Genomic DNA, 14918 nt, shown 5'->3' with positions numbered 1-14918 from the left:
GCTGGCTGGCAGGCTGGTCCCGGAGGACGGCGTGTGACTCAGGGTATATCTGACCCGCACGTGCGGTGTCTTGAAAATGACTCGTTTGCATCGTTCCCCGGGCACCGGTCTGCCCGCACGGATGACCTGATCAGAAGACCGTCCACCTTTGGTGTGACCCGTTGCAGATGCGTCTCCGAGCGACCCACACAGGCCGTGCGACCTGTTCAGTTCAATAGAAGGAGAACGCACATGGCGATCATTGCCGAAGAATTCGAATTTGTCGTCGGAGTGGACCCACGCCCGCACACACACTTTCACCGCGGTTCACGCCTCAACCGGTGCCGTGGCACCGCCGCATTCCCGGCCACCTCCTCGGGGATGGACCGAGCGATCACCTGGATCCGGCGACGTACAGGCGGGGAAAGGGTTTCGCGGCCGTCGAGGGCACGTCCTCCTACGGTGCCCGGCTCACCCAGATCTTGCTCGCCGCTGGCATAGAGGTGGGCGAGGTCAGACCACCGACACGCTCGTCGCGGTCACTCACCGGCAAATCGGATCCGATCGAAGCCGCGGCCCGTTCCGTCCTCGGACGCCAGCGCGATCAGGTGATGGAGGCGCGCGCTGCAGGCACCAGGGCCGCGATCAGAATTCTCGGGATCGACGCCCGGACATCCCTGCGGGACGCACGGATCACAGCCATCGCAGCTTGGCGGACCTCCACCAGCACCGACCCCGTGATCCGAATCGCCCGCGCCGAGGCGAAGCGACTGGCACTGGCCCTCAAAGACTTCACCGGTCAACTCGCCGAAAACCACAAAGCCTTAGCCCAACTCACCGAAGAACTGGCCCCCGGACTGCAAACCCCTCCAGGAGTCGGCCCGGTGACAGCGGCCATCATTATCTGCGTCTACTCCCACCGCGGCCGGATCCGGTCAGAGGCAGCCTTCGCCGCACTCGGCGGCGTTGCGCCGCGTCCTCCGGCACGACCAGACATCGCCTCAACCGAACCGGCGATCGTCAGCTCAACAGGGCCTTCGACGTCATCGTCCGCACCCGCATGAGCTTCGACCCCGACACCAAGGACTACGTGACCCGCAGCCGTGCCACCGGAAAATCAAACCCTCGAGATCCGCCGCAACCTCAAACGCTATATCTGCCGCGCGATTTTCCGCCAACCCCAGACCATCATGGCTTGACAGAACCCATAGAAGAGTCATTTTGGGTTGATGTCCCAGGCCAGATAGGCAGCCGCCCGGCGCAGAATCTCATTCTCCTGCTCCAACAACCGGTTCCGCTTCTTCAGCTCCCGCATCTCGGCCGACTCCAGACAGCCCAGATCTAGCTGATTCCAGCATTTATCAGGACGCTGCGAAACGCACCGGCACCGTCACCGGTCGTCATAAGGAATGAACCGTCCGGCTGGCGTACCAAAACGTTAGGATGACCAGTGGCCGCGAAGTTGCGGCTAACAAGAAGACCTTCCGCATCAGTCCAAGGGGCAACCACATTACGTCTGGCTAGGAACCCGCCTACTCCGCTACCGGGGTAGAGCCAAGTGGCCCCACTGGCAGTAGTGGTCAGAAGGTCAGGCTTGTCGTCCCCATCAAAGTCCCCTGCGGGGACAATGGTGTCGAAGATGCCCCATCCACTGCCGATAGCGCGACGCGGGAGGAACCCGCCGGAACCGTTACCGGGATACTGCCACAACGTCCCATTGGACGTCCTTGCGAGGATGTCGTTGCGACCGTCCCCATTCCAATCGCCAGCACCGACGATGGCGGTGAAGATCTGCCACCCTTTGCCTACGATCTTTCTTGGTAGAAGATTACCCTGTCCGTCCGACGGGTAGAGGTAGAGTGTTCCGTCGTCCGCCCGGGCTATGAGATCGTCACCGCCAGCGCTGTCGAAGTTGCGTGCGCTAGTGACCCAGCTGAAGGCCTGCCAGCCTGACCCGACTTGCCGGCGAGGAAGCCAGCCTCCGCGTCCGTTCCCGCGATACAGGTACAGCTCACCGGTTTTAGCCCGGGCCAGGACATCGGCTCTACCGTCACCGTCGAAGTCGCCTGCATCGAAGATCGCTGTGAAGCTGTGCCAGCCAGCGCCGATGCGTGCGGTCTCTGCGAAATTGCCGTTGCCCCCACCAAGATAACTGCGAAGCTTGCCAGCGGCGTCCCGCACAAGAACGTCAGACTTACCGTCCGCGTTCACGTCCAGGCCTCCCACTATGGCCGAGAAGGCGTTCCAGCCGCGGCCTAGGAGAGTGCGCTGCTTGAATGCCGAGTTGCCGTCGCCAGGGTAGAGGTAGAGATCGCCGGTTTGAGTGCGCGCAAGAATGTCAGCGTTTCCATCGCCAGTGAAATCTCCTGCGGGGAGAACGGCCGTGAATTGCTGCCACCCCTGACCGATGCTGCGCCTTGGCATAAATCCGCCTTGTCCGTTTCCCGGGTACAACCACAGGGTCCCGTTGGAGGCTACGGTCAACATGTCGTTCCTACCATCGCCATCAAAGTCGCCGGCTGCATTGAAGGACTTGAAGACGGTCCATCCGGCCCCGATCTTCACTCTGGGTCGGACTCCGCCTCGGCCGTCGCCTGCATAAAACCACAGCGCGCCAGCGACGTCGCGGGCTAGAACGTCTCCGATGCCGTTGCCGTCGAAGTCCTTTGTCGCGACAACGACGTCGTAGATGTTCCAGCCCGCTCCTATGCGCACCCCCGAATCGAAGGATCCGTCACTCTTGCCTCGCTGCAACATCAACGCGCCGTCAGTGCCGCGCGTCATGAGATCGGCGAGGCCATCCGATGTCACGTCACCCGAGGAAAACCGCAACGCGCGGGAGTAGTCGGCCGCGGGAATATTGGTGGCGAAGCGGTGAAGCCCCGCCATGTCTCCGTTCCAGACATTGGAATCTCCAGCGAAAGGTCCGGTGCTGCTGTACTGCCATATGCTGTACGTGCTCCAGCTCGCCGTCGGAACCGGGCCTGCATCGTTGGTGGCCGATTTCGGGTAGGCGGCAACCCACAGGGGGTAATCACCAAACCCGGCAGGGTTGCCTAAGCAGTTGTTCCACCAGCTTGTGTTGGTGTAGATCACCGGGAGTCTTCCCGTGAGGGACCGCATGGTGTTTCCGAAATCCCGAACCCAGGACTGAAGCTGTGCCGGAGTCATGTTGTAGCAGGTGTTGCCAAAGTAAAAACCGTTGATGGTCCGACCCTCATACGGGTTGAATTCAAAGTCCAGCACTGGCGGCAGGGTGTAACCGTCCGCAGACCAGCCCCCGCCGTTCTTTACAAAGTACCGTGCCTGGTCGGCGCCCGAGGACCAGTTGGGAATAGCGAAGTGGTAGGCGCCTCGAAGCATCCCTATACTTCGGGAGCCCTGGTACTGCGAGCTGAAGCGTTCGTTGGTGTAGTAGTTTCCTTCAGACGCTTTTACATAGGCGAAGCGCGCCCCCATGTTCCATTGCTGCCGCCAGTCCACGCTCGTCTGGTGACCGCTCACGTCCAATCCCTGAACACCGAAAGTGGGCATCCAGGTGCCTTCTGTGGACAACGACTCCGTGCTGAGTCGCTTGACGGAATCGGAGGGAGCCGAGGCAGTGACGCGAGCCGAGCGCTGTCCCATTTCCGCTCCGCCCGCCCCCACGGCTTCAGCCATGGATTGTGTAGCCTCCTCTGAAGGTTGGGCAGCCTGCGTCTCCGCTGGCACTGCTGCTTCTTCCGGCGAGGGCGCCGCCGGAGCAGGCTCCGCAGTCTGCGGGGTACCAGTTGCCGGCGAAGAAGCTATCGGCGTCGGAGAGGGTTCGACGGCGGAAGCAACCCCCGCCAGGCCCGGGCCGGCTACCAGAGAGGCAGCCAAGAGCGCTATGGCCAAGGACTTCAACGGGGGGCGACGGGACTGAGACAGGTTCCGCTTCATTTTTGCTCCGGAGACAATGTGGCGCTCTGGCGAACGCTCATTTGGTTACTGCTGGGTGATTTCCCCCAGGGAAAGGCACCTGACATGTGGTATTTCGACAATTAACGCGCTCACCATAGCACTGGTGTTACCTACGGAACTAGTGGTTCTGGTGTTGCTCATGTGATTTGGGCCAGATATGTGTTATCCACACATGCTTGGCATGACTTGTTGCCGAGCTTCACTCTCCCTAGGCTTTACCCAGTTGCACTGCCTCCGCCGGGGGCGGCAGTTGTATTGGGGAACCTATGGACGCGTTGGAAATTGTCGAGGACGAAGTCCGCGAGCTTATCCGCCGCCGCGGGCTTGATCCGCTTCACCAGGTCGGCGAGGTCCGCCGCTTAGTGGAGGCGGCGGTCTCAGACTACGACGAACGTGCGCTGATGGGTCCCCTGCCTCCGATCGGCCCCCTGGATGCTGCACGCAGGTTTCTTTTTGATGCTGTCGCCGGATTCGGTGTCCTTCAGCCGCTCTTGGACGATCTGACCATCGAAGAGGTCTGGATCAATGCGCCCAATGAAATCTACATAGCGAGGAACGGCGAATCGGAGCTAACCTCCCTCAGCCTGACCGATCAACAGGTGCGGGACCTGGTCGAGCGGATGCTGAAGAGCTCCGGCCGCCGGTTGGATATGTCCTCGCCCTTTGTAGATGCAGCCCTGCCGGACGGGTCGAGGTTGCATGTGGTCATCCCGGACGTGACGCGAAGGCACTGGGCAGTCAACATCAGGAAGTTCGTGGTCAAAGCCAGTCGGCTTGAACATCTCGTGGAGCTTGGCACCCTCACCCCTCAGTCGGCCCGCTTCCTTGGCGCTGCAGTTTCCAGTGGGCTTAACATCCTGGTTTCAGGCGCGACTCAGGCCGGCAAGACCACAATGCTGAACTGCCTCGCAGCCAGCATCGGGAGCAGGGAACGCGTCATCACCGTCGAGGAAATTTTCGAGCTGCAGTTTCCCCTTCGGGACGTTGTCGGGTTGCAATGCCGTCAGCCCAACCTTGAAGGTGAGGGTGCAATACCACTGCGACGCCTGGTCAAGGAAGCGCTCCGCATGCGTCCGGACCGGCTGGTGGTGGGCGAAGTCCGGGAGGCCGAGAGCCTCGACATGCTCATCGCCTTAAATTCCGGGCTGCCGGAATTTACAGGCTCATCATGAGCCCACGGAACCCCAGTGAAGTGATCCTGGGATCAGTTTGGTCACCTAACCGCTTGATTCCTGTGCCGATGCAGCGCGTTGCCAAAATCCCAGAAGGCCGATCACCATGACGTCAACTCCCACAACAGTTCATGCGGGTATTCAACCTGTACAAGGGGGAACACGCAGGGGTTGGGAGCGGATTCGTCCCACTGACCTGCGGGTATCTGCACCGGGCGTGGACAACGCCGCCATTGCGCGAGATCCTTTACTCCCACGAGCACCAAAGACTCGGTAAGTAGCGCCAGGCCTGAACACGGGGTGACGTATGGACGACAAGGAATGGGTTCATCCGGCAGTAAGGCGCGGCACCATGCTCTGGACCGGGCAAGCTATCGGGTTCACGGGCGGTGTCATTTACATCGTTTTTCTCGCCGTTCAAGATCCCACAGTGGAACGTCTGTGGTGGGCAGGATTAGCTGTAATTGCCGCTGTCCTCTTTTGGCTAGTGACCAGGTTCTTGATCAAGAACCTTCAACACGAGTATCGATACGAAGAGGACGACAACGTCACAGATCAAAGCTAAGGCTCCTGCGGAGGGACAGCCTTAGCATGTGCGTGAAGTAGATTCGGCCTGCACGAACCACGGTGTGCCAAGTTCCTCAGACACTTTGGCGCACGCTGGCGGTTGAATTGCGTTTGAACATCGTTAGGTCTTCCCGGGATGTGCACCGTCCACGCGAATTCTGCTCATGACGCCGTCACCAAGATCTGCACGCTTCCGTTGCTGGCTGGCGAGAATATCTCCAGTGCGTTCGTTGTGCCCACGGTGGCGTCCTGCATTGACCTGGTGGTGCACTGCACCCGCCGAGCTGACGGACGCAGGGAAGTGACAGAAATCCTTGCCCTTGGCCGACGGGTTGAAAACGGCATCATCGAATCATCACCGGTGTTTGCCACAATCGACGGGATGCTGCAGCCACGGCCCAACTCCATGCCGGCGCAGGAGAAATTTGCCAGGGCGGGATATGACGTTGCCGCGCTGCTGGATCCGCGATGATATCGGCACTTTTGGGAGTAACGGCGGGTACAGGGTTCTTCCTGATCTGGTGGTCCTTCTGGGAGTCACCGAAACCTGCGTTTCCCAAGGAAAGGACCAGCCGCCTCGCGGACCTCCTTGCCGGGGCGGGAATAGAAAAGGTGTCGGCATCAGGACTGGTGGGCACCTGCCTTGGGCTCGGACTTTTCGTAGCCCTTGTCTTTTTTGCCGTGACCCACTCGTGGCCAATCTCCTTCTGCTTCGGGTTGTTTGGGGCCTGGCTTCCGGTAACAGTCCTTCGCTGGAAGGCAAAGAAGAGGAGCGCGTTGCTGCGCACACTCTGGCCCGACGTCGTCGACCACCTCCGTTCTGCCATCCGCGCAGGGCTGCCGCTGCCGGAGGCCCTCATCCAGCTCGGTGACAAGGGCCCCGAGGAACTCCGCTACGTCTTCAGGGATTTCGGTGCAGACTATCGGGCCGGAGGCCAGTTCGAGGCCTCGCTCAACCAGCTCAAGCACCGGCTGGCCGATCCTGTTGCGGACCGAATCGTGGAGGCGCTGCGCCTGACAAGGGAGGTTGGAGGCTCAGACCTCGGAAAGCTCCTCGGAACCCTGGCTGAGTTTCTGCGGGAAAGCGCCCGCACTCGCAGTGAGCTGGAAGCACGGCAGTCCTGGACAGTCAACGCAGCACGGCTCGCCGTTGCCGCGCCCTGGATCGTCATGATGCTCCTTGCGACCAGACCGGAGGCAGTGCAGGCATACAACACGCCGATGGGTGCCGCCGTTCTGCTTGGAGGCTTGGTCGTCTCCCTGTTCTGCTACTCCGTGATGCTTCGGATTGGTGCACTTCCCCAAGACGAGAGGGTGCTCAGGTGATGGAGGTTTCTCCTCCGGCAGTTGTGGTCGGAGTGCTGTTGGGAGTGGGACTGTGGCTGGTGATCTTCCGGTCTCCTTTCATGCGCGCCGTCACGTTGTCGCAGCGCATTGAGCCGCAGCTGAAGTCACAAAATCTTGAGTCAAGGCTTCTGCACGCCGGGGAACACAACGTGACGCCGTTTGGGCCGCTCGAACGGATCCTTCGACCTATGGTGCGGGATGGCCTGGCGGCTCTCGGCCGGCTGAACCCCGCATCGAAAACTACGGCGCGAAGATTGGCGCAGGCAGGAATCAGCAAGTCCCCTGTCGATTTTCGGGCTGAGCAACTCCTGTGGGCAGCTGCTGGGTTCGCTATCTCGATCGTCTTCATCGTTCTAGGTGCGGCTTCTGGAAGGTTCAACCCCCTCCTGGCGGTCGTTGCTGTCTTGGGAAGTGCCATCGGCGGGTTCATGTTCCGGGACTACTGGCTCGGCGCGCAGATCCGCCGCCGGGAATCGAGGATGATGGCGGAGTTCCCCAGTTTGGCAGAACTGATGGCGTTGGCGGTCAGCGCAGGAGAGAGCGCTACAGGCGCACTGGACCGGGTCTGCCGTAGCGCCAAGGGCGAGCTCACCAAAGAGTTTTCGAAGATCCTCGTCGAAACGAGGGCAGGCAAGCCGCTTATCCAGGCACTACAGGAGTTTTCAGCGCGGACAGATTTGACGCCACTCGTACGTTTCGTGGACGGCATCGTGGTCGCGGTGGAGCGGGGAACGCCTTTGGCTGATGTCCTCCGAGCCCAAGCCCAGGACGTACGCGACACAGCCAAGCGTGACCTTATGGAGGCTGCCGGCAAAAAGGAGATTGCCATGATGGTTCCGCTGGTGTTCGGCGTGCTCCCCTTGACCGTGGTCTTTGCCGTTTTCCCGGGCATCGCCGCAATCAGTTTGGGATTTTGAAGCTCGAAGACAACGACAACACCAGAACAAATCAAAGTTGGAAGCTGAATCAGGAAGAGGACGGAATGATGGAGAAAATGGGGATTCGCTGCTTGGTACTGTTCCTGTCACTGGCGGCTACGCTGCTTCCGGGAGTAGGCGGCAACAGCTTGCGGCGGAAGCGTAGCCCAGGCAGGGATTCGTTTGACGGCCATTCCTGTAACGGAAAGGTGACCGACAATCCCGAGAGGGGAGACGTCCCCGGCTGGGTCATGATCACCCTCATGTCCGCGGTTCTCGTGGCGGCGTTGCTGGCGCTCGCCGGTCCGGCGCTGGAAGCCATGTTCAACCAGGCGATGGACAAGGTCGGAAGCTAAACGATGACTTTGTCCATCCGCGGCGGGGTCACTAGCCGCGCTCTGGACAGCCGCAGGAACGACCTACTTCCCGCTGATGGCGATGCCGTCAGCAGCACGCGACCCCCTCCACTCGTCCCACAGGAGACCACACTCCGAGAGCAGGGCTCGGCTGTGGTCGATTTTGTCCTGGTAGGCAGCCTGCTCACGCTGTTCTTCCTCGCTATCATCCAGCTGACACTGGTCCTGCACGTGAGGAACACGTTGATTGATGCTGCAGCATCCGGTGCCCGCTATGGAACTCTCGCTGACCGGAGTGCCGCAGACGCGGAGGAACGGACCCGTGGTCTGATTCAGTCCGCCTTGAATGCGGGCTTCGCACAGCACGTTAGCACCAGCGAGGTGACGTACCAGGGTTTGCGGACCTTGGAAGTGACCGTAAGTGCCCCCATGCCCGTGATTGGTCTTATCGGCCCCCGGGACCTGCTGGAGGTGAAGGGGCATGCGGCAGTGCAACCGTGACCTGGTGCGGGTCCCTTTCCGCGCCCGGCTGCTCGCAGCGCTCTGCCGCGAGCCAAGAACTGCTGCACCCGAGCGCACCAAAAACCCGCGGGCAGCAAATCAGCATGAACGGGGGAGTGCGGTGGTGGAATTCACTTTCCTGGCCCTTCTGTTGATGGTTCCCCTCGTGTACTTCATCATCACCATGAGCCAGATCCAGGGCGGCTCGTTTGCAGTCGTCGGCGCGGCTGACCAGGCAGCAAAGGTCTACATAGCGCAGCCTGACGCCGCCACAGCACAGGCAGCAGCCGAACAGGCGGTAGCGATCGCGCTCGCAGACTTCGGACACCAGCCCGAACAGGCGCGGGTGGCAACATCCTGCAGTCCCGCTGACTGCCAGGCGGCCGGCAGCACCATCACCGTCACCGTAAGCCTGACCGTGCCACTTCCGTTCCTGCCGTTCGACGGGGATTTCCGCCTCAGTGCCAGCGAGGTGGAGGCGTCGTCCACGCAACTGGTCGGCAGGTTCCGGTGACGGCAATGCCAAAAGATGACAACGGCCAGATGATGGTGATGGTCCTGGGCTACGTCGTTGTGGCCCTGCTTGTTACAACAGTGGTCATCGGCATTTCGTCCGTTTACCTCGAACACAAGCGGCTGCTTTCCCTGGCCGACGGCGCCTCACTTGCTGCCGCCGGCAGTTACACCCTTGGCGAGGTGGAAACACAAGGCGGCAGCCCGTCCGCGGTCTTGAGCCCTGCGAGGGTGAGGAACGTGGCAGCAGACTTCGTCTCCAGGAGTCCCGCGTCACAGCGCTTCGATGGTCTCGCCGTCACAGGGGCAACGGGCAGTCCAGACGGTTCCACCGCCGTCGTCGTGCTGACTGCTGCTGTTCACCCGCCAGTGGTGAACTTCCTGGTGCCCGACGGTATCCGGATCGAGGCGACTTCGACCGCACGCTCCCGTCTTACCCGCTGACGCCCTTTCACGCCGGCACGCCGAGCGGCCCGCAACCCGAACGCTAAGACGCAAGGCCCGGGCCTTCTGCGGGATAGCGTAGGCTTAAACAACCATGGCCAATATTGATTTTTCCGCTGAAATCCGCGCCCTTCGCGCCACCTACGAGTCCATTGAGCGAGTCTCTGACGTAGAGGCACTGAAGGAAGACATCGCCGAACTTAGCGAGCGGGCTGGCGAACCGGACCTGTGGGACGACCCCTCGGCGGCACAGAAAATCACTTCACGGCTGTCGCACCGCCAATCGGAGCTGGAGCGCCTCAACACCCTGGTTTCAAGAATCGATGACCTTGAGGTCCTGGTGGAGCTCGGGCAGGACGAGGACGACGCCGACTCCATGGGGGAGGCTGCCGCCGAACTGGAGTCCGTCAAAAAAGCCCTTAAGGACCTTGAAGTGGTCACCCTGCTTTCGGGTGAGTATGACGAGCGCGAGGCCGTAGTCTCAATCCGGGCCGGCGCCGGTGGCGTGGATGCTGCTGACTTCGCCGAGATGCTGATGCGAATGTACCTCCGTTGGGCCGAGCGGCACGGGTATCCCACCACCGTCATGGACACGTCTTACGCCGAAGAAGCCGGTCTGAAGTCAGCAACATTTGAAGTGAAGGCACCCTACGCCTTCGGCACCCTCAGCGTGGAGGCCGGAACCCACCGGCTCGTAAGAATCAGCCCCTTCGACAACCAGGGCCGCCGCCAGACTTCCTTCGCCGCCGTCGAAGTCATCCCGCTGATCGAGCAGACGGACTCGATCGAGATCCCGGACAACGAAATCCGCGTCGACGTGTTCCGCTCTTCAGGCCCGGGCGGCCAGTCGGTCAACACCACCGACTCCGCAGTCCGATTGACCCACATCCCCACCGGGACCGTAGTTTCAATGCAGAACGAAAAGTCGCAGCTGCAGAACCGCGCCGCCGCAATGCGCGTGCTGCAGTCCAGGCTCCTGCTCCTCAAAAAGGAACAGGAAGACGCGGAAAAGAAGGCGTTTGCCGGCGACGTAAAGGCGTCCTGGGGCGACCAGATGCGCTCCTATGTCCTCAACCCCTACCAAATGGTCAAGGACCTCCGGACCGAGCACGAAGTCGGAAACACCTCGGCAGTCTTCGACGGTGAAATCGACGACTTCATCGATGCCGGCATCAGGTGGCGCACGGACAACCGGAACGCCGAGAAATAAGGCGATAAGGGGCAGCCGGAGATACAGGATCCGGCGACACGCCCCCTGAAACCCGCGTGATACACGGGAACTCCTGCGTATAGTCGAGGGGCCGGGGCCCTACTTCCCCCAAACGAAAACCCGCGCACCGGCTGCAGAACTGGGCTGCATCAGAATCAGCTATGCCCTGCAGGGTACTTAGGGCCATGATTCGATTCGAAAATGTCACCAAGGTCTACGACCAGAAAGCCCGGCCTGCGCTGGACTCCGTCAACCTTGAGATTGACCGCGGCGAATTCGCCTTCCTGGTCGGTGCATCCGGCTCCGGCAAGTCCACCTTCCTCCGGCTGGTCCTCAAGGAGGACCGGGCAAGCTCCGGGGCTGTCTACGTCGCCGGCCAGAACGTTGCCAAGATCTCCAGCTGGCGCGTGCCCCGGCTTCGCCGCGGCATCGGCGTCGTCTTCCAGGACTTCCGGCTCCTGCCCCAGAAAAACGTCTTCGCCAACGTTGCCTTCGCTATGCAGGTGATCGGCAAGAGCCGCAGCGTCATCCGGGACACCGTCCCCGAGGTCCTCAAAACTGTGGGCCTGGAGGGCAAAGAACACCGCATGCCGCACGAACTGTCCGGCGGCGAGCAGCAGCGTGTGGCCATCGCCCGTGCCGTCGTCAACAGGCCAGGCATCCTCCTCGCCGACGAGCCCACCGGAAACCTGGACCCCACCACGTCGATGGGCATCATGGGCATCCTGGACAAAATCAACCAAAACGGAACCACCGTGGTTATGGCAACCCACGACGACGATATCGTCAACGAAATGCGCAAGCGCGTGGTCGAGCTCAAGAACGGCGTCATCATCCGCGACGAGGCAAAAGCCCTGTACACGTCGATGATCCCGGTCGTCGGCCAGTCGCGCAGGCTCAAGGACGCCAGCGGCAGGGAAAACCCGGAAACGGGACAGCCGCACGAAGGCGAGGGACAGCGATGAGGCTCGCGTTCATCCTCAGCGAGATCGGCAGCGGCCTCCGCCGCAACGTCTCCATGGTGGTCTCGGTCATCCTGGTCACCTTCGTCTCGCTCACCTTCGTTGGCGCAGCAGGAATGCTGCAGATGCAGATCAACCAGATGAAGGGCTACTGGTACGACAAAGTCCAGGTAGCCATCTTCCTGTGCAGTGAAGGGTCGACGGCGGCTGGTTGCGCCGGCGGACCCGTCACCGCCGAGCAGCAGGAAAGCCTCAACGGGCTGCTGGAATCTCCTGCTGTGGCGCAATACATCAACGACTTCCAGTTCGAGTCCAAGGAAGAGGCGTACACACACTTCAAGGACCAGTTCTCGAATTCGCCCATCGTGGACTCGGTGACGCCGGACCAGCTGCCGGCATCCTTCCGGATCAACATGAAGGACCCGGAAAAGTACCAGATCATCAGCGAAACCTTCTCCTCCCAGCCCGGCGTGGAGACGGTTATCGACCAGCGCCAGCTGCTTGAGCGCCTCTTCTCGGTAATGAACGGGGCCTCCCTTGTGGCGGTCAGCATCGCCGGTGTCATGATCGTGTGCGCCATCCTGCTGATCGCAACCACCATCAGGCTCTCCGCCTTCAGCCGCCGCCGGGAAACGGGAATCATGCGCCTGGTAGGTGCCTCGAAAACGGTGATCCAGCTTCCCTTTATCCTGGAAGGCGTCATCGCCGCCGTCATCGGTGCTGCGCTGGCCTCCGCAACACTGTGGGCCGTTGCACACTTCTTCCTCGGCGAGTTCATGTCTCAGCAGTACCCGGACACGGCCTTCATCTCATCCGGCCAGACGTTGATCCTCGCCCCCGCGCTGATAATCCTTGGCGGATCCTTGGCCGGTATTTCGTCCCTCTTGACCTTGCGCAGATACCTTCGCGTCTAGGTATGCAAACTGAACAAGGAATGCCATTGAACGTAACGGACCAAACTTCGCCCCGGCACCGACTGAACAGTCGGCGCAAAGCACCGCAGCGCACCGGCGTCATCAGCGCCGTGCTCGCCGTTGTCCTGGCCGCAGGGCTGGCTTCGTCCACCCCGATGGCTTTCGCCGACGAGCTTGAAGACAAGCAGAAGGCCCTCGAGGCAGAGGCAACCAGGGTCCAGCAGTCCTTGGAATTCGTTGATTCCCGCATCGCCAAGGCTGCGAGCGACCTGGTGATCTACCAGGGCCGGCTGCCTGGAGCCCAGCAGGCCCTTCTGGAAGCCCAGGGCCGGGTGGCCGGGGCCGTCAAGGAAGTCGAAGCGCTATCCGCCCGCGTGGACATGGCCCAGCAGAACAAGGCCAAAATCACGCAGCAGATGGAAACCGACAAGAAAAAGATTGCAGACACAAAGAAGCTGATCGGTCAGATCGCCACCCAGGCGTACAAATCCGGGGGCGTACCCTCAAACCTGTCCCTGTTCTTTGGCTCCAGCAACGGCGGAAGCTTGACCGAGACCATGGACCTGGCAGACCAGGCCATGCGCAGCCAGAACGCGGCCATGGACAAGCTGCAGCAGCAGAACGCCACTAACGTGAACTCGGAAGCCCGTCTGCAAGCGGTGGAAGCCGAGATCAAGGACTTGAAAGCCAAAGCCGACGCTGCCCTCGAGCGGGAGAAGATTGCCCGCGACGAAGCGGCGGAGAAGAAGGAACAGGTAGATAAGCTAATCGCCGATACCAGCCGCCTTGACGCTCAACTGCAGGCAGCCAAGCCTAAGATCCAATCGCAGTTGGCGGGTGTTCAGGCCAGCCAGAACGCCGTTGCCGCCGAAATCAAGGAACGCGACCGAAAGCTGCGGGAGGCCTGGGAAGCCGAGCAGCGGAGGCTGGCGGAAGCCGCCGCAGCCGAGCATCGCAGGCAGGCGGAGGCCGCAGCCGCTGCTGCTGCTGCTGCGGCAGCAGCACGCAACCAGCCGCCACCGCCCGTGCAACCTTACGTGCCGCCCGCACGGCCCGCGCCCTCAGTCGGTTCGCCGTCTGCCTTCGGACTCCGGCATCCCTTTGACGGAAGCGTGCCGATAACTTCCGGGTTCGGGTGGCGTGCTACCCCGCCAGGCACCATCGACTTCTATGGACAGGGCGGGTACATGCACACGGGGCTGGACTTTGGCGCAGCCTGCGGCACGCCTGTCTACGCCGCCGCAGCGGGCGAGGTCTTCAGCTCCGGCTGGAGCTCAGCCGACGGCGGCGGCTGGAGGGTAAAGATCTCCCACGGCCTGATGGAGGGCAACACGCTGAACACCATCTATTACCACAATGCCAGCATCGTGGTGTCGAACGGACAGCGGGTCTCGCAGGGGCAGCTGATCGCCTACTCCGGCAACACGGGCAACTCCACCGGCTGCCATGCCCACTTCGAAACCTGGCTGAACGGCAACGCCGTGGATCCAATGGGGCTGCTCTAAGGCGGATAACCCTGCCGTACACTGGTATGACTCCGCGCCGGCTGGCCCGGAGGACATCCGATTTTTACCTGAGGAGCTTTCCCTTGCCTAAAGAAAGTGGCCGTAAAGTGGTGGCCACCAACCGCAAGGCCCGGCATGACTACCACGTGCTGGACACCTACGAGGCTGGCATCGCGCTCATGGGGACCGAAGTAAAGTCCCTGCGCGAGGGCCACGCCTCCATGGTGGACGGATTCTGCACCTTCTACAACGACGAGCTGTGGATGGAAGCTATCCACATCCCGGAATACAACCAGGGCAGTTGGACCAACCACGCAGCCCGACGCCGCCGCAAGCTGCTGCTGCACCGTGAGGAACTGATTAAGATCTCGCACAAGGTGCGTGAATCGGGCTACACCATTGTGCCTTTGCAGTTGTACTTCGTTGATGGCCGTGCCAAGGTCGAAATCGGCGTTGCCCGAGGCAAGCGCGAGTACGACAAGCGCCAGACACTCCGTGAGCAGCAGGACAACCGGGAAGCGCAGCGCGAAATGCGGGAGCGCAACCGCCGCCGGTAGGCTGGAATGAATTCTCCGGGGGATGCGTTATA

Annotated in this window: 14 protein-coding genes and 2 pseudogenes; 15 read left to right on the top strand and 1 reads right to left on the bottom strand. The window is 61.4% G+C overall.

The window, feature by feature from the left end; all coding sequences use genetic code 11:
- The first annotated feature begins 320 nt into the window (after positions 1 to 320).
- Complete coding sequence (locus AC50X7_RS04440; protein ID WP_494977931.1) at positions 321 to 1043, top strand: transposase; 723 nt, start codon at positions 321 to 323, stop codon at positions 1041 to 1043.
- A 277-nt stretch (positions 1044 to 1320) separates the two neighbouring features.
- Here the strand turns inward: AC50X7_RS04440 and AC50X7_RS04435 are convergent, their stop codons facing one another.
- Positions 1321 to 3900, bottom strand: a complete 2580-nt coding sequence (locus tag AC50X7_RS04435; protein ID WP_494977930.1) for a GH25 family lysozyme — start codon at positions 3898 to 3900, stop codon at positions 1321 to 1323.
- Positions 3901 to 4187: 287 nt separating this feature from the next.
- On the opposite strand from AC50X7_RS04435, the pseudogene AC50X7_RS04430 reads away from it, so the two are divergent.
- The 14 genes and pseudogenes from AC50X7_RS04430 to smpB form a co-directional block, all read left to right on the top strand.
- Positions 4188 to 5072 (top strand): annotated as a pseudogene (locus AC50X7_RS04430) (TadA family conjugal transfer-associated ATPase); the annotation flags it as partial.
- 328 nt (positions 5073 to 5400) lie between these two features.
- Positions 5401 to 5658 carry a hypothetical protein gene (locus AC50X7_RS04425; protein ID WP_494977929.1) on the top strand — a complete coding sequence of 86 codons (258 nt, stop codon included), beginning with the start codon at positions 5401 to 5403 and terminating at the stop codon, positions 5656 to 5658.
- A 126-nt stretch (positions 5659 to 5784) separates the two neighbouring features.
- Positions 5785 to 6132, top strand: a pseudogene (locus tag AC50X7_RS04420) (CpaF family protein); the annotation flags it as partial.
- Positions 6129 to 6986, top strand: a complete 858-nt coding sequence (locus AC50X7_RS04415; RefSeq protein WP_494977928.1) for a type II secretion system F family protein — start codon at positions 6129 to 6131, stop codon at positions 6984 to 6986. The pseudogene AC50X7_RS04420 and the gene AC50X7_RS04415, both read left to right, overlap by 4 nt.
- Complete coding sequence (locus AC50X7_RS04410; protein ID WP_494977927.1) at positions 6986 to 7924, top strand: type II secretion system F family protein; 939 nt, start codon at positions 6986 to 6988, stop codon at positions 7922 to 7924. The genes AC50X7_RS04415 and AC50X7_RS04410 overlap by 1 nt, the downstream gene beginning before the upstream one ends.
- Positions 7925 to 7992: 68 nt before the next feature.
- Positions 7993 to 8280 carry a hypothetical protein gene (locus AC50X7_RS04405; protein ID WP_494978242.1) on the top strand — a complete coding sequence of 96 codons (288 nt, stop codon included), beginning with the start codon at positions 7993 to 7995 and terminating at the stop codon, positions 8278 to 8280.
- Between the two features lie 153 nt (positions 8281 to 8433).
- Positions 8434 to 8781 (top strand): TadE family protein, encoded by a 348-nt coding sequence (locus AC50X7_RS04400; RefSeq protein ID WP_494977926.1) that lies wholly within the window; start codon positions 8434 to 8436, stop codon positions 8779 to 8781.
- A complete protein-coding gene (locus tag AC50X7_RS04395; protein WP_494977925.1) occupies positions 8762 to 9295 on the top strand; it encodes a hypothetical protein in 534 nt (177 codons plus the stop codon). The genes AC50X7_RS04400 and AC50X7_RS04395 overlap by 20 nt, the downstream gene beginning before the upstream one ends.
- 5 nt (positions 9296 to 9300) lie before the next feature.
- Positions 9301 to 9738, top strand: a complete 438-nt coding sequence (locus AC50X7_RS04390) for a pilus assembly protein TadG-related protein (RefSeq protein WP_494977924.1) — start codon at positions 9301 to 9303, stop codon at positions 9736 to 9738.
- Between the two features lie 94 nt (positions 9739 to 9832).
- Positions 9833 to 10948, top strand: coding sequence for a peptide chain release factor 2 (prfB, locus tag AC50X7_RS04385; RefSeq protein WP_494977923.1), 1116 nt, complete (start codon positions 9833 to 9835; stop codon positions 10946 to 10948).
- 185 nt (positions 10949 to 11133) lie between these two features.
- Complete coding sequence (gene ftsE / locus AC50X7_RS04380; RefSeq protein WP_494977922.1) at positions 11134 to 11913, top strand: cell division ATP-binding protein FtsE; 780 nt, start codon at positions 11134 to 11136, stop codon at positions 11911 to 11913.
- Entirely contained in the window at positions 11910 to 12824 is a 915-nt protein-coding gene (gene ftsX / locus AC50X7_RS04375; protein WP_494977921.1) for a permease-like cell division protein FtsX, read from the top strand. Before ftsE ends, ftsX begins: the two co-directional genes overlap by 4 nt.
- 26 nt (positions 12825 to 12850) lie before the next feature.
- On the top strand, positions 12851 to 14329 hold the full coding sequence (locus AC50X7_RS04370) for a peptidoglycan DD-metalloendopeptidase family protein (protein ID WP_494977920.1): 1479 nt from the start codon (positions 12851 to 12853) through the stop codon (positions 14327 to 14329).
- Positions 14330 to 14412: 83 nt separating this feature from the next.
- Positions 14413 to 14886: an SsrA-binding protein SmpB gene (gene smpB / locus AC50X7_RS04365; protein WP_050054575.1), complete on the top strand. Its 474-nt coding sequence runs from the start codon at positions 14413 to 14415 to the stop codon at positions 14884 to 14886.
- Positions 14887 to 14918 lie beyond the last annotated feature (32 nt).

Source organism: Pseudarthrobacter sp. Hb11 (assembly GCF_059383655.1).
This window is presented reverse-complemented; position numbering and strand designations above follow the sequence as displayed.